The sequence below is a fragment of the Pseudomonas mucidolens genome (assembly GCF_900106045.1).
Lineage (GTDB): Bacteria > Pseudomonadota > Gammaproteobacteria > Pseudomonadales > Pseudomonadaceae > Aquipseudomonas > Aquipseudomonas mucidolens.
On the sequence record NZ_LT629802.1, the window covers coordinates 1,590,059 to 1,608,137 of the forward strand.

Annotated in this window: 16 protein-coding genes; 9 read left to right on the forward strand and 7 right to left on the reverse strand. The window is 56.8% G+C overall.

The genetic code is table 11. The features are described 5' to 3' along the window. Positions 1–69: 69 nt before the first annotated feature. From BLU75_RS07680 to BLU75_RS07715, 8 genes are all read left to right on the forward strand, one after another. Positions 70–588: an Hcp family type VI secretion system effector gene (locus BLU75_RS07680; RefSeq protein WP_019824892.1), complete on the forward strand. Its 519-nt coding sequence runs from the start codon at positions 70–72 to the stop codon at positions 586–588. Positions 589–675: 87 nt separating this feature from the next. Continuing rightward, complete coding sequence (locus BLU75_RS07685; protein WP_084378004.1) at positions 676–2,769, forward strand: type VI secretion system Vgr family protein; 2,094 nt, start codon at positions 676–678, stop codon at positions 2,767–2,769. Further along, positions 2,766–3,332: a DUF4123 domain-containing protein gene (locus BLU75_RS07690; RefSeq protein WP_084378003.1), complete on the forward strand. Its 567-nt coding sequence runs from the start codon at positions 2,766–2,768 to the stop codon at positions 3,330–3,332. Before BLU75_RS07685 ends, BLU75_RS07690 begins: the two co-directional genes overlap by 4 nt. Further along, positions 3,329–6,025: a toxin VasX gene (locus tag BLU75_RS07695; protein WP_084378002.1), complete on the forward strand. Its 2,697-nt coding sequence runs from the start codon at positions 3,329–3,331 to the stop codon at positions 6,023–6,025. The genes BLU75_RS07690 and BLU75_RS07695 overlap by 4 nt, the downstream gene beginning before the upstream one ends. Then, positions 6,022–6,999, forward strand: coding sequence for a hypothetical protein (locus tag BLU75_RS07700; protein ID WP_084378001.1), 978 nt, complete (start codon positions 6,022–6,024; stop codon positions 6,997–6,999). Before BLU75_RS07695 ends, BLU75_RS07700 begins: the two co-directional genes overlap by 4 nt. 136 nt (positions 7,000–7,135) lie before the next feature. Further along, positions 7,136–8,110 (forward strand): hypothetical protein, encoded by a 975-nt coding sequence (locus BLU75_RS27740; RefSeq protein ID WP_231982627.1) that lies wholly within the window; start codon positions 7,136–7,138, stop codon positions 8,108–8,110. A 136-nt stretch (positions 8,111–8,246) separates the two neighbouring features. Then, positions 8,247–9,224, forward strand: coding sequence for a hypothetical protein (locus tag BLU75_RS07710; protein WP_090221407.1), 978 nt, complete (start codon positions 8,247–8,249; stop codon positions 9,222–9,224). Positions 9,225–9,361: 137 nt separating this feature from the next. Beyond that, the gene (locus BLU75_RS07715) at positions 9,362–9,556 is read left to right on the forward strand and encodes a hypothetical protein (protein WP_084377999.1); all 195 of its coding nucleotides are present in this window, start codon (positions 9,362–9,364) and stop codon (positions 9,554–9,556) included. 242 nt (positions 9,557–9,798) lie between these two features. On the opposite strand, the gene BLU75_RS07725 is transcribed toward BLU75_RS07715, so the two are convergent. The 3 genes from BLU75_RS07725 to BLU75_RS07735 all read right to left on the reverse strand — a co-directional run bounded on the left by BLU75_RS07725 (position 9,799) and on the right by BLU75_RS07735 (position 12,895). Continuing rightward, a complete protein-coding gene (locus BLU75_RS07725; RefSeq protein ID WP_084377998.1) occupies positions 9,799–10,941 on the reverse strand; it encodes a bifunctional transcriptional activator/DNA repair enzyme AdaA in 1,143 nt (380 codons plus the stop codon). A gap of 315 nt (positions 10,942–11,256) precedes the next feature. Next, complete coding sequence (locus BLU75_RS07730) at positions 11,257–11,775, reverse strand: cysteine hydrolase family protein (RefSeq protein WP_084377997.1); 519 nt, start codon at positions 11,773–11,775, stop codon at positions 11,257–11,259. A 322-nt stretch (positions 11,776–12,097) separates the two neighbouring features. Further along, positions 12,098–12,895, reverse strand: a complete 798-nt coding sequence (locus BLU75_RS07735) for an NAD(P)H-dependent oxidoreductase (protein WP_084377996.1) — start codon at positions 12,893–12,895, stop codon at positions 12,098–12,100. An 84-nt stretch (positions 12,896–12,979) separates the two neighbouring features. Between BLU75_RS07735 and BLU75_RS07740 the strand changes: the two genes are divergently transcribed. Next, positions 12,980–13,900: a LysR family transcriptional regulator gene (locus BLU75_RS07740; protein ID WP_084377995.1), complete on the forward strand. Its 921-nt coding sequence runs from the start codon at positions 12,980–12,982 to the stop codon at positions 13,898–13,900. Between the two features lie 101 nt (positions 13,901–14,001). Here the strand turns inward: BLU75_RS07740 and fos are convergent, their stop codons facing one another. The 4 genes from fos to BLU75_RS07760 all read right to left on the reverse strand — a co-directional run bounded on the left by fos (position 14,002) and on the right by BLU75_RS07760 (position 18,008). Further along, positions 14,002–14,412, reverse strand: coding sequence for a fosfomycin resistance glutathione transferase (gene fos, locus BLU75_RS07745; RefSeq protein ID WP_084377994.1), 411 nt, complete (start codon positions 14,410–14,412; stop codon positions 14,002–14,004). Between the two features lie 160 nt (positions 14,413–14,572). Further along, on the reverse strand, positions 14,573–14,998 hold the full coding sequence (locus BLU75_RS07750; RefSeq protein ID WP_084377993.1) for a glycine zipper domain-containing protein: 426 nt from the start codon (positions 14,996–14,998) through the stop codon (positions 14,573–14,575). A 148-nt stretch (positions 14,999–15,146) separates the two neighbouring features. Beyond that, the gene (locus BLU75_RS07755) at positions 15,147–16,433 is read right to left on the reverse strand and encodes an NAD(P)/FAD-dependent oxidoreductase (protein ID WP_084377992.1); all 1,287 of its coding nucleotides are present in this window, start codon (positions 16,431–16,433) and stop codon (positions 15,147–15,149) included. Positions 16,434–16,436: 3 nt separating this feature from the next. After that, the gene (locus BLU75_RS07760) at positions 16,437–18,008 is read right to left on the reverse strand and encodes an aldehyde dehydrogenase (NADP(+)) (RefSeq protein ID WP_084377991.1); all 1,572 of its coding nucleotides are present in this window, start codon (positions 18,006–18,008) and stop codon (positions 16,437–16,439) included. Positions 18,009–18,079 lie beyond the last annotated feature (71 nt).

Here is an 18,079-nt window from a genome sequence, read left to right on the forward strand (position 1 = left end):
TGATGGAGTTTACGGCACCTGCAGCGCAAACATGCCTGCGGGTTCCTCTATTTTCAGCAAGGAACATCCATGGCTACGCCAGCGTATATGTCCATCACAGGTACCAAACAGGGCCTGATCACTGCCGGTGCGTTCACCGCTGACTCGGTCGGCAACACTTATCAGGAAGGTCATGAAGACCAGGTCATGGTTCAGGGCTTTAGCCACGAAGTGATCATTCCTCGCGATCCGCAATCGGGTCAACCGACCGGTCAACGCGTTCATAAGCCTGTCAAAATCACCAAGGTGTTCGACAAGTCCTCGCCGCTGCTGCTGGCTGCACTGACGTCCGGCGAGCGCCTGACTGAGATTACCATCCAGTGGTATCGCACCTCGGCAGCGGGTACTCAAGAGCACTACTTCACCACCAAACTCGAAGACGCGATCATCGTCGACATCAAGGATTACATGCATAACTGCCAGGATCCGTCGAATTCGCACTTCACGCATCTGGAAGACGTTGAATTCACCTACCGCAAAATCACCTGGACCCACGAAGTGTCTGGCACCTCCGGTTCTGATGACTGGCGCACCCCAGTCGCAGGCTGACACGGGCTGGCGGTTTCACGGCATCGACCTGTTTGACGGTTGATGCCGTTTTGTGTGTTGTCTTCTCTCTCAGCCAAGGATAAGCGTATGTTCGCGTCGGCCAATGCTGCGCATTTTGCGTTATTGATCCCTTCTGTTCGCAACGACTTCAAGGTCCTCGCTTTCGAGGGTACGGAAGCGATCAGCAGCTTGTATGCGATCCAGATTGAGCTCGTCAGCGAGTCGCCGGATTTCGACCTTGAGCGCCTGCTCGGGCAGCCGGCTTTTCTGCAGTTTGGCCTGACTGGGGAAGGCATGCATGGGCATATCGAGGACGTGCTGGTGGGCGAGGCGGGCAAGCGCCTGACCCGCTATCAGTTGACCTTGGTGCCGGCCTTGCACTATCTGCAATTCAGCCACAACCAACGGATTTTCCAACACCTGACGGTGCCGCAGATCGTGGCCAAAGTGCTCCAGGGTCACGGGATTCAGGCCGATGCGTTTACCTTTAATGTCAGCACCAGCCCAGAGCGCGAATACTGCACGCAATATGGAGAAAACGACTTCGAGTTCATCCAGCGGTTGTGCAGTGAGGACGGGATTTCGTGGCACCACCAGCACAGCCAGGATGGCCATCAGTTGGTATTCACTGATGATCAGACTTACTTCCCTAAACTGGGTGCAACACCTTATCAGCAAGGCTCTGGCCTGGCCGCGGATCACCCGGTCGTCAGCCAGTTCTCCATGCGTTTCAATACCCGAACCAGCACCACCACGCGGCGGGGCTATGACTTAAAACGCCCAAGCCAGTTGCTGGAAAGCCAATTCACTGCCGAGTTCAGTCCTGCACTTGAAGATTACCGCTACCCGGTGCTGCATGAAAATGAAAAGCTCGGCAAACAGATTGCCCGGCAGGCGCTGGAGCGGCACCGTGCCGATTATCAGTTGGCCGAGGGTAAAAGCGACCAGCCAACCCTGCGCAGTGGCCACTTCTTTGACCTGACCGAACATCCGCGTCAGCAGTGCAACGATTTGTGGTTGTTACTCAGCGTGACGCACTCCGGTAAGCAGCCCCAGGCTCTTGAGGAATCAGTTACTAGCGAGGTTAAATCTGAAGACGGTTTTACCCAAGGTTACCGTAATACCTTCAGCGCGATTCCCTGGGACGTGTTCTACCGTCCGGCGCTGGTCACGCGTAAATCGGTATTGGTCAGTCAGACCGCTCGAGTCACCGGTCCAGCAGGGGAGGAAATCTTTTGCGATGAGTACGGGCGGGTTAAGGTCGAATTCCATTGGGACCGCGCCGAACTGGGCAGTGACAAGAGCAGTTGCTGGCTGCGGGTGTCATCCAGCTGGGCGGGGGAAAGTTTTGGTGCGGTAACCATTCCGCGCATCGGCATGGAAGTGGTGGTGACCTACCTGGAAGGTAATCCCGACAATCCGTTGATTACGGGCTGTGTGCCGAACAAGGTCATGCCTGTACCGTACCCCTTGCCGGCGAACAAAACCAAAACCGTCCTGCGTAGCCAAAGCTCGCCCGCCAGTGGTGGCTACAACGAGCTATCGATTGAAGATCGTAGCGGCCAGGAACTGATCTACCTGCGCGCTCAGCGTGACATTGAACAGGTAATCCTCAACGACAGTGACACCAAGATCGGTAACGATCGCCGCGAGCAAATTACTCACGACAGTCACACCCTGATCAATAACGACCGCTTTGAGCAGGTGGACAACAACAGTTCCAGCTTGATCAAGGGTGACGAACTGCACACCACCCAAGGTCTGCGTAACACGGTGATCGGTGGTAACGAACTGATCAGCATCACCGGTAACAGCAGCACTACGGCAGACGGTACGCTGGTGATTCAGGCAGGTACACAAGCCCATGTCACCGCTGCCAACGTGGTGATCAATGCCGGAATGAGCTTGACGTTCCAGGCAGGTGGCCAACACATTCTCATCAGCGCAGGCGGAATTTTCAGCAGCGTGCCCATCGTTCAGGGAGGTGTACCTGCATCGGGCGCAGCGGCTACGTCAGCGCTGTCGGTGATTCCTGTGGCCGCGTTGACAATGATCGTCAACACCCTCCCCATGGAAGCGCTGCTCAAACAAAACACTATTTTCCGTGAGGCCACCTCCGGAATTTGTCCGGTGTGTGATGCTGCCCAAGAACGGTTGGAAGCCGAGGGGGCTCAAGCATGACGTCCATACCCCCAAAAAATGGACTGCTCCTGCTTGACGGCGCTCAGTATGACGACGCTTTTGATTGGTTGAGCGAACACTACGGTCCCGACAATCCCCTGGCACTCCTCAAGGGAACACCGTATGAGCCCATTGCCGGGGCCGGGCCATTCTTACTCAATGCCTCATTCGGCAGTGCCGCCTATAACGAGTGGTGGGGCGGCGGCGACTTGCAGCGAGGTGTATGGCTGGGCTCTCTTAAAAGCGCCAATCAATTGCTTCCCATCCTGCAACGACGCTTACGCATTTTCGATGAGCAGCGCCGCGAATTTTGGTTGCGCCTGGCTGACGGTCCCGTGCTGAATCGCGCACGGTTGGCCGGTGCCCAATGGCCTGCTGGTTTTTGGTGTGGCGTGGATAGCGTCTGGTTGCGACATGGCGGCGCCTCCGTGTGTGCGTGGACGAACGAAACGCCTGAGCTTGACTCTGCTATGGCGGATAACGGTTTAGCGGCACAAATCATCTTGCCCAATGCGCTCTTGCACGCGCTCAGCTTACCCGCCAACACGGAACAACATTCATGAGCCCACACAACAATCAGGCACCTTACGGGACATGCCCGCTTTTAGCCGCTGTGTTGCCTCTGCGCTATGCTTTGGGTCCCACAGCAGCTGTCGATATCGGTGCCTATGGTCTGCCCCCTCTGAACGGGCAGTTTCCAGATCTTGGGCCGCGCCATCCTGACGTGACCGAGCAAGACCTTAATTACACCTCGCGCTTGCTGCGTGATGGTTGGCTCTACGTCTGGGAAAGCGCTCCACCCAAGTTGGTGGAATATCAGGTCGAATCAGCTCTACTCACCCAAACCTCACGGGCAGGACGGGTTATTGATACTCGAACCCAACCACACCTGCTGCTCAGAGCTGGCGATTCCGCCGGTTTGGTGTGGTCGCCAGTGCGATGGAGTGAGCCGCAGTATCAGGCCGCAAAAAAAGACCCCGCCGTGCGTCAGCGCATCATGCGCAGTTTTGTGCCGGGTGCTGCACCGTTCAGTGGTCAAGTGGACGCTATCAACAAGCAGATTGGCGAATACAGCGATGCAACGCGCTACGGCTGGAGCAGTGAGCCGGAAACGGAGCACGCGCCCAACTGGCTGAAAGTGCTCAAGCAGATGGCGCGTTGCGAACAGCACACTTATGCGGTCATTGATGATGCCTGGGGCGTGCTGCTCGATCTCGCCGCGCTGATGCGCGCCCGGAGCGCGGGGTTTGACAGTTATCAGGAACATCACGCCGAAGAGTGGGCCATTGCGGGTGTTTTAAAGTCCTTGAGCGAAAATGACGCGCAACTAAAAACGCAGTTACCCTCAATCACTCGCTATGACGAGTTGAGCCGCGCCTGGAAAGACCAGAATACGCAGGAAGACCGCTATAGCACCGACATGCGCCGGCTGGCGCAGCTCTGGGTCGATTGGTTCAACACCTTGCAAGTGACTGGCCCGTCCAGCATGGACACCGCGTGTGGCCACTTCGACATCTCTCAGCCAGCCAGTCGTGAGGCCTTGGAATTGCATTTCGCTGCCGCCTGCCTAGGCCCGGCGAACACCAGTGCAGGAGCCAAGGCCATAACGTTAAACCTTGGAGGTGATGCGCAAGGCAAACCCTGGTTGCTCTGGGCATTACTTGGGTTACCCAAAAGGCTTGGCATTGGAGAAATAAAATACCTGATCGACCTGAGCGATGCGGCCCACGACAATGGAGCATCGCTAAAAGAGGGTGTCACTCAATTGGCTAAAGCCTTTGGCTATGCAGAGGCGATGAACAAGGCGGCTGAAAAACTGAGTCAACTGGCTCCAGCATCCAGTATGGAAGCTTTATTTCTGTCCGTCGCGCCTGCTGCTGGGCTGCACTTGCACCAAGCGGAAAATGCTGCCAGCACTGCAGGGCGCATCTACATGGCCGCCGCGTTAGCCCGCAGTGGGCAGCGTATTCAAACCTTGGGTATCACACCGCGCCAACTGGGCGAGTGGTACAGCGACTTGATAGGTACCCGCAACACACTGCCTGCCAGACTCAACGTTACACCTCTTGCCGGTGCTGTGAGCGAAAGCATCCCGTTTATGCATCTGGTACCCGCGAGCACCAAGCTGCCGCCCTTGCCGGTCAACCTCCTAGCGAGCGCTGATCTGAGCAGCGTGTTTGACTTGAAGAACGCGCTGAGTAAGGCGCCGATCAAGTCGGTTGTGACACTGATGGCGGGGGTGAATTTTGTTTGGTCTGGGAAGGTATTCGTTGATGATGAAACGGCCAAAAGTGCCTTTGGGGCAGTAGGGGCATTATTTGGAGTAGGCGCAGCAGGCGCAGCGGTTGTTCAGCGAGTGGGCGAGGTTAACTGGGCTTCGGCTGTCCGCCAAAGCGGAAGCACGTCGATTTCATCACGGCTACTTTTGGCCAGGGCTTTGTGGCACACCGCCATTACTGCTTTGGCGCAAAGCGCCTTTCTGGCATTCGACGTCGTGCTTTATGGGGTAGACGCCTTTGAGGCCTACAAAGCGGGCGACTTTGACACCATGACCGCGAACTTGGCAGTGGTCAGTGCTTCGCTCGCCAGTATCAAGATCCAGGTCCAGGCGTTCCGAGCGCTACGAGTCGCTCGGGCTGCTGTGATAGCCGGGGATGCGGCGACTATTGCCAGGGGGCTCAACGTAGTGCCGCACCTGGGAGCCAAGCTACTGGGTCTCGCGGTGGTGATTGTGGGCGGGGTCATTGCCCGTCTTTATACAGCAGACTCGCCGCTGGAAAAATGGGTGAAAAACAGCCACTTTGGCATCCGTCCGGACGACACCTGGTCAAACAGTTACATCCTTTCCATGGATAATCTGTATCCACTTCTTTTCCCCATCAGCGTTGAGGCCTATCGGTTAGCAGAGCTCAACCCTTACCAAGGACAAGTTGTCTCCACTTACCTGTTGCTAAAGCTGCCCGGCGAAAACGTGGAGCTGACCGACGGTATGATTCATTTCACCGGCCAGGAAGTTTGGGGCGACACACTCGGATATCACTCCGATAAAATCCAAAAGGTCGAGTGGACAGGTAAAGACTTTGCTCGGCATAGCGGTACCCGCGTTCCTGTGCCAGCCGGCATCACCCCTTATCGTCGTGTGTACCATGAGGACGGTGTTAGAGACTTGCGGCGCATCGAGGGCGATTTGATCTATTCCCCTCGTGAAGGACTGACGCTGCCTTCAGTGAAGATCATGGAGCGAGCTTGGATATGAATACGCCAGAGCAACCCCGTAGTAACGCGGCATCCGCAATAAAACTCGAAGCGGACAAGCCCACTGGCGAACAGCCAATGGAGCTGTTTATTACTGACGAACATACCGAGTATTACCTCGCGCTAAAAGCTGGGGGAGATTCGGATCGAGGGCTGCTCACCGGTGTATTGGCAGGAATAGGGGGGATAGGAGGTATAGGGCTGGGAATTTTCAGTTTTTTGCAGAGTGGTGACCTTAAAGGGTTAAATATAATGCTCGCCATATGTATTCCTTTGTGCGTTCTTCCTTTTCTATGGGAAACCCTACGCCCATTACCTCTGCCCATCCTATTTAACCGCCGCACCCGCGAGGTGTACTACGATCACGACGGGGTACTGTTCCACGCGCCGTGGGATGGTATTCAAGCGGCGGCCCATGAATTTCAATTGGTAGGTACGAACATCGGCAGTATTCAATGTGCCTCGCTGGAGATCCGAGTTTGGCAATTCGAAAAACCGGAAGCGGCTTTGATGATCAGCCTCGGTGCGCCCTTTGGAAAATCACTGGCGATGCAAAAAGGTTTTTGGGAATACATCCGTGCCTACATGAACAACGGCCCTTACTTCGACGAACACGGTAATCACAGCGAATCCGACGCCTTTGTAAAAAGCCAGCTGGCCGTGCAATTCAAAATGAGCGACAACTTCAAGCAAACCCTGGCGCAATTAAAGCAGGCGAAAAAGGAAGCGGGCGGCAAGAATTACTTAGGCGCCGAGGATACTGCAAAGCTGATACTCGAGCCAATGTTTTACCCTCTGGCTCGAATCCAGGAATTCACCTACAGCATTGCTAAACGCCGCTCCCGCAACCGCTGGCCGAGTGTTGTTACTGAGCGCTTGAAAGCCAATGGCCCTACCGCGCGTCTTGTTGATTTGGAATGTGAGAAAGGGGCGGCTGCAGGAGTTGAGTGCAACGCAGTTACTGAATTGAAGTAGGGGTTGTATGCTGCATTCCCATGACCTCAATAATCATTTCAATCGTTTATGGCGCATGTATCGAGGGTGAGTTGATCTATTCCCCACGTGAGGGGCTGACATTGCCTTCAGTGAAAATCATGGAACGAGCTTGGATATGAATACGCCAGAGCAATCCCGTAGTAACGCGGCATCCGCAATAAAACTCGAAGCGGACAAGCCCACTGGCGAACAGCCAATGGAGCTGTTTATTACTGACGAACATACCGAGTATTACCTCGCGCTAAAAGCTGGGGGAGATTCGGATCGAGGGTTGCTCACCGGTGTATTAGGTGGAATAGGTGGCTGCGTATTGGTGGGGCTTGGCCTTATAGGAGCAATGCAAGGTAAGTTCGATATCACCTATATGACATTTTCTATAGGCATACCTTTATTTCTGGTACCGTTCCTATGGGAAACACTACGCCCATTACCTCTGCCCATCCTATTTAACCGCCGCACCCGCGAGGTGTACTACGATCACGACGGGGTACTGTTCCACGCTCCGTGGGATGGTATTCAAGCGGCGGCCCATGAATTTCAATTGGTAGGCACGAACATCGGCAGTATTCAATGTGCCTCGCTGGAGATCCGAGTTTGGCAATTCGAAAAACCGGAAACGGCTTTGATGATCAGCCTCGGTGCGCCCTTTGGAAAATCACTGGCGATGCAAAAAGGTTTTTGGGAATACATCCGTGCCTACATGAACAACGGCCCTTACTTCGACGAACACGGTAATCACAGCGAATTCGATGCCTTTGTAAAAGGCCAACTGGCTGTGCGCCCAAAAATGAGCGATAGCTTTAAAAGAACACGAGAGCAAATAAAGCAGGCGAAGCGAGAGGCGGGCGGCAAGAACTACTTGAGTGGCTCTGACGTTATAAAACTAATACTTGAGCCTATGTTTTATCCCCAGGCTCGAATCCAGGAATTCACCTACAGCATTGCAAAGCGCCGCTCCCGCAACCGTTGGCCGAGCGTTGTTGTTGAACGCTTGAAAGCCAATGGCCCTACCACGCGTCTTGTTGATTTGGAATGTGAGAAAGGGGCGGCTACAGGAGTTGAGTGCAACGCAGTTACTGAATTGAAGTAGGGGTTGTATGCTGCATTCCCATGACCTCAATAATCACTTCAATCGTTTATAGCGCATGTATCGAGGGCGATTTGATCTATTCCCCACGTGAGGGGCTGACATTGCCTTCAATGAAAATCATGGAACGAGCTTGGATATGAATACGCCAGAGCAACCCCGTAGTAACGCGGCCTCCGCAATAAAACTCGAAGCGGACAAACCCACCGGCGAGCAGCCGATGGAGTTGTTTATTACCGATGGACATACCGAGTATTACCTCGCGCTAAAAGCTGGGGGGGATTCGGATCGAGGGTTGCTCACCGGTGTATTGGCAGGAATAGGGGGGATAGGAGGTATAGGGCTGGGACTTTTCAGTTTTTTGCAGAGTGGCGACCTTAAAGGGTTAAATATAATGCTCGCCATATGTATTCCTTTGTGCATCCTTCCTTTTCTATGGGAAACCCTACGCCCATTACCTCTGCCCATCCTATTTAACCGCCGTACCCGCGAGGTGTACTTCGATCACGCCGGTAAACTATTCCACACCCCATGGGATGGTATTCAAGCGGTGACCAACGAATTTCAATTGGTGGGTCCGAGCATCGGCAGTATCCAAAGTGCCTCGCTGGAGATTCGAGTTTGGCAATTCGAAAAACCGGAAACCGTTCTGATGGTCAGTCTCGGGTCACCCTTTGGCAAATCACTGATGTTGCAAAAAAGCTTGTGGGAATACATTCGCGCCTACATGAATAACGGACCGTATTTCGATGAGCACGGAAATCACAGTGAGTCCGATGCCTTTGTAAAAAGCCAACTAGCTGTGCGCCCAAAAATGAGCGATAGCTTTAAAAGAACACGAGAGCAGATAAAACAGGCGAAGCGAGAGGCGGGCGGTAAGAACTACTTGAGTGGCTCTGACGTTATAAAGCTAATACTTGGGCCTATGTTTTATCCCCAGGATCGAATCCAGGAATTCACCTACAGCATTGCAAAACGCCGCTCCCGCAACCGTTGGCCGAGCGTTGTTGCTGAACGCTTGAAAGCCAATGGCCCTACCACGCGTCTTGTTGATTTGGAATATGAGAAAGGCGCGATTTCAGGAGTTGAGTGTAACGCAGTTATTGAATTGAAGTAGGGGGTTGTATGCTGCATTCCCATGACCTCAATAATCACTTCAATCGTTTATGGCGCATGTATCGAGGGCGAGTTGATCTATTCCCCACGTGAGGGGCCGACATTGCCTTCAGTGAAAATCATGGAACGAGCTTGGATATGAATACGCCAGAGCAACTCCGTAGTAACGCGGCATCCGCAATAAAACTCGAAGCGGACAAGCCCACTGGCGAACAGCCAATGGAGCTGTTTATTACTGACGAACATACCGAGTACTACCTCGCGCTAAAAGCTGGGGGGATTCGGATCGAGGAATGGGTTGAGCCAGAAAAGCAAGGTATGGGTACCCGCTAAATCATCCCGAACCAGTCAACGCCCGCGCATTCGACTGAGGCAGAACGGCAGCGGCTGAAGGATTTCAATAACGATGGCGTGCCGCCTGGCGCCTGCTGATCACTTGCCGCCGAGAGCCAGGCCGTGGGTATTTGCAATGCATTGACGCGAGAGCCGACCCAAACTCCATCTTGTACAGTTCAGGCGGTTACCGCCCCCGCAGGGCAAATGTTGACGGCCCCGTCTGGTTCTCGTCGGGGTGACTATCGTGCTCCGTCTGATTTGTTCGCCAAAGGGGCTTGTGTATCTGCCAACCCCTCCAATGCAAATGTCTGCTGTTGGGTTATCTGCAAAGCAGCCTTCTCCAGGCGCAATAAAAACGCTTTGCGTGGTTGCCCGCCGCCATAGCCGGTAAGGGCGCCATTGGCGGCGATTACGCGATGACAGGGAACGACAATCGATAACCGGTTATGGCCATTTGCGTTGCCTACCGCCTGGCCAGCCCCCGGCTTGCCGATATGCTCGGCGATGGCGCCGTAGGTTGAGGTTTCCCCGTAGCCGATTCTGAGTAATTCGCTCCAGACCAACTGGTCAAAAGGGCTGCCTGGCAGATGCAGCGGGACCGAGAATTTTTTCAGCGTTCCTTCAAAGTAGAGTTTCAGCTGGGCTTCGATCTGCTGAAGGTAAGTGTGCTCGCCTGGAGCAATCGAATACCCATAGCGCTGGCGTAACTCATGCAGTTCTGCGGTGAGTGCCGGGCGGTCAAGAAACTCGAGCAGCACCAGACCGCGCGCTTCTGCCATAGCAATCATCGGGCCCAAGGGCGTGGTCAGATGACGGTACAGCAGCAGAGACGTCTCAGTGGCTTTGCCGGGGGTAATTTGAAAAGTTTTTTTGAACGCGTCTCTGAATCCACTGAGCGACTCGTACCCGGAATCGAATGCTGTGTTATCCAACGTTTCACCCACAACGATACGACCTAACGCTATCCCCAGCCGGCGAGAGCGCAGCCAGGCATGAAACGTCATGCCAAAATGCTGTTTGAACCACCTGCGTAAGCGCAGGGGCTCAACACCCCGGGTCAGCAACTCGGCGTCAGTCCAGCGGGCATCGGGCGCTGCAGTCACCGCGGCAAACAGCTCCCTGACCCACTCCGGCGCCGACGCGGCCAAATCCAGCGGCTTGCAGCGCAGGCAGGGGCGATAACCTGCCGCCATTGCTTCGGTTGCCAAGGAAAAAAATTCAACATTCTCGGGCTTAGGTTTACGTGCGCCACAGGTCGGGCGGCAAAAGATGCCGGTGGTTTTGACAGCGGTAAAAAACACGCCTTCGTAGGCGCTGTCGCTACCCAGCATCGCTCTGACCATTTCGGGCCTGGGCGGAAGAGGGTTGTTGTAAGGATTCATAGACAATCAGCCTTGAATTGCACGGACATCAGCGATTCAGCGCGACAGGCGCAGACGTTGAACGTCCGGGTCCGCGGATTAATACTTCAGTGGCTCATCACACCCGGGAAGACTATTGAGGTCGCTCGTGCATTGAAAGGGTGTGATCAAGAGTCTTCAGGTCGGATGATCTTAAGCCGACTGTGCCTGTGCCTCCACCGAGAAATCGACACTGATTTGCCAGGCATGTGCGCAAGCTCAACGAACGGCCCGGCACGCAGCGGTGTGCCTGCCGAAGCCGTACTTAGTGTCTGCGACGTCTGGCGCGATTTTTATTTAGAAGCGCCACTGCGCAGCGCGAACCAGGCGGCAGAAGGGGCCATCCAGCGTTGCATTGTGATGAGCGACGATGTCCTCGGCTTTCATCACAGCGGTGTCGGAACAGGTATGGCCGTCGGCGACCAGTACCGCATCGAAGCCAAGGTCACGAGCCGCGCGGCAGGTGCTGTCTACGCAGTATTGAGTTTTCATCCCTGCGACCACCACGCCGGTAGCACCGCGAGCGCGCAAATTGTCCGCCAGGTCGGTCATCTCGAAGGCGTTGGGACGGCGCTTTTCAAACACCACCTCTCCACCCAGCAGCGTCAGCTCTGGCGCAAGCATCGTCAGTGGGCTGCCAGGTTCTATGGGGGATCCCACGGGGCCGATGTGGCGTGCCAGAAAAATCGCAGCACCTGCGCTGCGCGCCTGGTCCATCAGGGCGTTCACTGTTTTCAACAGCGCTTCGCCGCGCCATGGCTTTTCCGGGCCGTGGACCAGCCCAACTTGGATATCGAGTATCAACAGGGCGTACATGGGTGCATCTCCTTGCGTTTGAACCAGCGACACAAGGGCATAAAAAAGGCCCTGTCCATCGCTGGCGGGCCTTTGAAGTTCGTTTGCTATTGGCTCACGACACCTCGCACGCTCCGCTTTCTGCGGTCGTGGTGGTGGTTGTCGAGGTGAGGCAATAATGAGTCATGAGGCGACACTAGCAATACCGTGGTGAGCTGACAAGCCTGTCGCCGTGCTCGCGGGAGGATAAATCGCAAACAAAGGAAAGTCCGAGGTAGTCAACCGTCCGGCGATCACACCTTTCCAACTCCAGAAAAAATGCTCACCATCCGCCAGCGCACTGCTAGCCTTCAGGCGTCATTCCCTCACAGATATGGATGCCCAAATCGTGACGGCCGGGTGCAAGATGCGGCTTAAGTGTCAACGCCGGAATTTCATAGTCCCCGGCATTCTGGCGACGAAACGGCAAGGGCTGATCACTGAACAGGTTATCCAGCCGAGCCGCATAGGCCGTGCATAGCTGTTCGAACCGAGCGGCGTCCATTTTGCTGGTTTTATAGATTGGGAAGGGCGGCATGACCGTGAACCCAGGATAGAAAAGCACCCCATGCTGGATAGGGAATAGCAGGTCATCCAGCGCACCGTTTACCCCTCGGCCACTGTAATGGGGCTCCCACCCGCCCAGAGTGACCACCAACATTGCACGCTTTCCTGCCATGCTACCTTCGCCGTAGCGATCGCCCCAATGGCTTTCGCTATGTTCGCCGACACCATAGGCAAACCCATAGGCGTAGACGCGTTCGACCCAGCCCTTGAGGATCGCTGGCATCGAGAACCACCACAGTGGGAATTGAAAGATCACGGCGTCTGCCCATCGCAATTTGGCCTGCTCCTCCTCAATGTCTGTCGGTTGGGTGCCGGCGGCAAATACACGCTGCGACTCTATTGCGGGGTTGAAAGGGTTTTCGTCGTCATAGCCTGGGGCGTCGTCCGGATTAATGAGCGCCTTCCAACGCATATCGTATAGATCCGAGACCTTGACCTCGTGGCCTGCGGCTTGCAGGTGAGCGATCGCGAAATCCCTGAGCGAGCCATTGAGCGAACGGGGTTCAGGGTGAGCGTAGATCAACAGTAGCTTCATGAGGGGCTCCGAGTGGATGTATTCCTCACCGTAGCCACGAATCCGATATGATGGAAATGAATTTCCGAAACACGTGGTATTTATATGCACAATACCTTGCGCCGTCTGGATCTTAATTTGTTGGTCACGTTGGATGCGCTGTTGTCCGAGCAAAACGTTACACGGGCGGCGCGGTTGCTCAATCTCGCTCAACCGACCGTCAGCCTGCAATTGGGTCGGCTGAGAGACATTCTGGACGATCCATTGTTGCTGCCCGGCCCCCGAGGGATGTCGCCTACCGAGCGTGCCCGTGAATTGCGCGGGCCACTGCGTGAAGCGCTGGTAGCTCTGGAAGGCGCACTGAGTCCTGGTGTCACTTTTGAGCCTGCACTGTCCAGTCAGACGTGGAAGGTTGCTGCCAGTGATTACGCAACTACTGCTTTAATCTGGCCGTCGCTAGCACTGCTCAGGCGTCTAGCCCCGAATACCCGGTTGGCGCTGGTGAACAAAAACCCCGTTAACCTTGCCAATGATCTGGAAAACGGCCAGCTCGATCTGGCGCTGCACACTCGCGATGACGCGCCGCCAAAACTGCGTCAGCGGTCTTTAGTTCACGAACGCTATGTGCTGGCCGGGCGACGCGATCATCCCGCTTTGGCAACCCAGCTATCGCTCAAAGCGTTCTGTGGCCTTGAACATGCCGTTATGTCACCGAATGGCGCTGGGTTCGTGGGGAGCACTGACCAGGCACTGGCAGCTAAAGGTCTGGATCGACGAGTCGTATTGTCAGTGTCTAATTTCAACTCGCTCGTCTCAGCATTGGCGCACAGCGACTTGGTTGCCGTGGTGCCCGAAAGGCTGGTACGAGATGAGCCAGCACTTCACGTCCAAACGCCTCCGCTCGCCATTCCGGGTTTTGAAATGCTTATGTTATGGCCCGAACGACTGCACCGAGATCCCGCTCATATGTGGCTACGCGATCTCATCGCCTCGACGTTGGAAACAGCCTCCAACTCAGAGCGTTGATTAATTCAAATGAGGGTAAGCGAATGGGGAACCAACCTTGCGTAGGTCAGGCAGGCGTCCACTGATGCGGCAGCAACTATGCTCCAGGGGGCCTGGACGCTTCAGTCAAAGAACTCCATACCTGCATACGGCTCACGTCGGCATTGCTCAAGCCGTGAAGCAAGACTGCCTACATGCACTTCCAGGCGATGTCCGTCGGGATCTAGAAAATAAAACGAATGACCTTCGCTCGAATTGGATTTCCACTCGATAACGTTACGAAGCCGCAAATAAGCAGTGACTTCTTCAAAGTTAGCCTGCCCCACCGAAAATGCACAATGGGTGTAGTCAGGCTGCTTTTGCGTCACTCGGTTCTCATCGAGAGAAAGGCACAGCCAGAGATCACCGAGAGAAAGATAAGCCCCCGTGTCCCAGCGAGCAGCCAGCCTAAAACCGGGCAGCGCCAGGTAAAATTCGATGCTGCGAGAGAGGTTCACAACCGCCAAGGTAAGGTGATTCAAGCCAGTCAACATGAGCGTCTATCCGAGCCAGGCCACGGGAAAAGTTGAGGATATCAACATAAACCGCAGGTTGTAGCCCGCATCGAGGATCGCCACGCTAGCAGAGCAGGGCACCCGCCAGAAACAACAAGCCCGGCACTCGGCCGGGCTCTGCTTGACGCGCGTCAGGGCATCAGCGGTGTTTGTTCTTGTGTTTGTGTTTGTGCTTGTATTTCTTGCCACCGGAGCGGTGTTTGTCGTCGTCGTCGGCAAGGTTATTACCTATTGCGCCACCCGCCGCGCCGCCCAGGCCGGCGCCAATAGTGGAGCCGGTGGAGCCGCCGAGGCGATTGCCGATCACTGAGCCGCCCGCAGACCCCAGGCCACCACCAATGGCTGCTTCGGTTCTGTTGCCGCGTGGCGCGCCGATGGCGCTACCCGCCGCGCCGCCGACGCCAGCGCCGACTGCAGCCCCTGTGGATCCGCCGATCTGTTGACCGACAACGTTACCCAGAGCGCCACCCAGACCGCCTCCGATAGCGGCGGTGCCGTCTCCAGCAGCCATGGCGCCCTGTGTAACCAGTATGCCCAGGGCGAGGGCAGGCAGTGTCATTCGCATTATGTGAACCTCAGCAGGTAATGATCAGACGCTCACGGATTAAGACACGTCTTGTGTTTAAGAACCGGTCCACAGCTCAAAGTTCTTGGGCGGCAAGGCCGGTAGTTGTAACAAACTATTTTCTGCCTGAGGATCCAGCCTGTACCACTCAGAATCGGGCGAGTCGATAAGGCGTCAATGCCGGCAAACCCTGCGACGCAGGCGCGCCCCTCGGTGAGGTCATGTGTGCGATGAGCTCCGCGGTGACGGCCGCTTGAGTCAGGCCCAAATGTTGATGGCCGAAAGCCAGCAGCACCTTGCCGTCGCAGACTTGATCGATGACGGGCAGGGAGTCCGGCAAGGACGGGCGAAATCCCATCCATGGCGTGGCGCCCTCGGCGTTCAAGTCACGCCGAAACAAACCCTGGCTCAGGCGGTGCAACTGCCACGCACGCGCCATGTTCGGCGGCCGATCCAGGCCGGCGAACTCGACAGTTCCCGCCAGCCTCAGGCCGTCGACCATCGGCGTCATGATGAATTTGCGTTCCAGCGAGGTGACAGCGAACGGTAGCCGCTGCTGTTCCTGCGGCAGCATCAGGTGATAGCCACGCTCGGTGTCCAACGGCACTTTTCTACCGGTCAGCGCGAGGGTCAGACTGGCAGAGTGAGCGCCGCAGGCGATTAGTACCTGACGCGCTGACAATTGGCCCTTATCCGTGAGCAATGACACACCCTGCGCCGCAATATGCCCATCCTCGACCCGCTGTTTGAGGAACTGCACACCGTGGTCCTTGGCGGCCTCGACCAGTGCGCAAACGAGCTGATATGGGTCGAGAAAGTGCCCGGTTTTTGCAAAGAACAAACCGCCCAGAATCCGCTCACTCAGTTGTGGCGCCGCCGCCTGTACGGCAGCGGCGGACCAGAGCTCGACCGGCACCTGTTGCTGGCACATGCGTGCCTGCAGCGCTTCAATGGCTGCGCGTGAGTCCGCATCCTCGAACACCAGCAGCGAGCCGTCTTGCTTCAACAGATCGGTCCGGTCTATCGACCCAAGCAAGCGCTGCCAGGCACCCAGGCTGCTTTCATTGAGCGCGCGAATGCCGGCTATCGTGCGCTGGTAGGGCGCCGAGCGCAGGTTCAGCAGCAGGCGCATGAACCAGGGCAGGGCGCGAGGCAGGTATTTCCAGTCCAGCCGTAACGGGCCCATCGGGTCCATGAGCATGCCGGGTAAACGTGTGAGGATCGACATATCGGCGATCGGAAACACTTGCTCGGTCGCCAGATGCCCGGCATTGCCGAACGAAGCGCCCATGCCGGGTTCCTGCGGGTCGATGACGACCACGCGGCGGCCCTGGCGAGCCAGTTGCAAGGCACAGGCGACGCCGATGATGCCGGCGCCGACCACCGCTACGTCGGCCTGATCCATCAGGTTGTTTGCCGAAGGGGAACTGGACATGGCCTAGGCTTCTCTCTGACCGTCGAGCAAACGCCGCAACGACAGCGGATTGGCCTGTTGGAGCGCGGTCGGCAACAAGCTGTCCGGAAAGTCCTGGTAGCACACCGGGCGCAGGAACCGCAGGATGGCGGCGGTGCCCACCGAGGTCGAACGCGAGTCCGAGGTGGCCGGAAATGGGCCGCCATGGACCATGGCGTCGCACACTTCAACGCCGGTCGGCCAGCCATTCACCAGCAGGCGTCCGGCCTTGCGCTCCAGGGTTGGCAGCAGTGCGCGTGCGTGCTCAAGGTCGTGGTCGTCGAGGTGCAGGGTGGCGGTCAACTGGCCTTCGAGGTGCTCTGTCACCTTGTGCATTTCCTCCGCGCTGGTGCATTGCACGATCAGCGATGCGGCGCCGAAGACTTCGCTTTGCAGGCGGTGGTTGGCCAGGAAATCCTGCGCGCCAGTGACGAACAGGTGCGCCTGGCATTGGTTCGGGCCTTCGGCTGCCAATCCGCTGGCCACGACCTGGGCATGTTCGGCCAAGGTGCCGACACCCGTTTCATAGGCGTTGGAGATGCCGGGGGTGAGCATGGTCTGGGCCGGACTGTGTCGCAGCAGGTCGCTGGCGGTGTTGATAAAGCGCGCCAGGTCCGGCCCCTGAACGGCAATCACCAGGCCGGGGTTGGTGCAGAACTGGCCGGCCCCTTGGGTCAGGGAGGTGACAAAACCTTGCGCCAGCGTTTCGCTGCGAGACTGGAGCGCGGCGGGAAACAGGTAGACCGGGTTGATTGAACTCATCTCCGCGTACACCGGGATTGGCTCGGGACGCGCCTGCGCCGCCTTGCACAGCGCGATACCGCCACTTCGCGAACCGGTGAAGCCCACCGCCTTGATACGCGAGTCGTTGACCAAAGCGATCCCCACTTCGCGTCCGGAGCCGAACAGCAGCGAAAATACCCCGTCGGGCAACCCGCAGTGTTTGACGGCCCGAGCCACCGCACGGCCTACCAGCTCGCTGGTGCCGGGGTGGGCGCTGTGGGCCTTGACGATCACCGGGCAACCGGCGGCGAGCGCCGACGCGGTGTCGCCGCCGGCCACCGAGAAGGCCAGCGGAAAGTTGCTGGCGCCGAACACGGCCACTGGCCCCAGGGGGACCTGGCGCTGGCGCAGATCCGCACGGGGCAGCGGTTGGCGTTGCGGCTGTGGGGTGTCGACCCGCACGTCCAGCCATTCACCGCTGCGCACGGTGCGTGCAAAGGTGCGCAGTTGCTGGCAGGTGCGACCCCGCTCACCCTGAATGCGAGGATGTGGCAGGCCGGTTTCGGCGACCGCACGCTCGATCAATTCATCGCCAAGGGCTTCGACTTCGTTAGCGATCGCTTCAAGGAATTCGGCACGCGCCACCAACGGCGTTTCGCGATAGCTATCGAAAGCTGACCACGCCAACGCGCAGGCGTGCTCGACCTGCTCGCGGGTGCCGCCGTGGTAGGCCGGCTCCAGCGCGGCATTGGTCGCGGGGTTGATGCCGCGGATCGCCTCGCGGCTGCCTGGAATGGCGTGCTGACCGATCAGCATATTGCCTGTCAGTGTCATGGTTTGATCCTGATAATGAGTGTCCTTGAAAGGCCTCTGGCCGCTGTGAGGGCGAGTTGCCTCACAGCGGC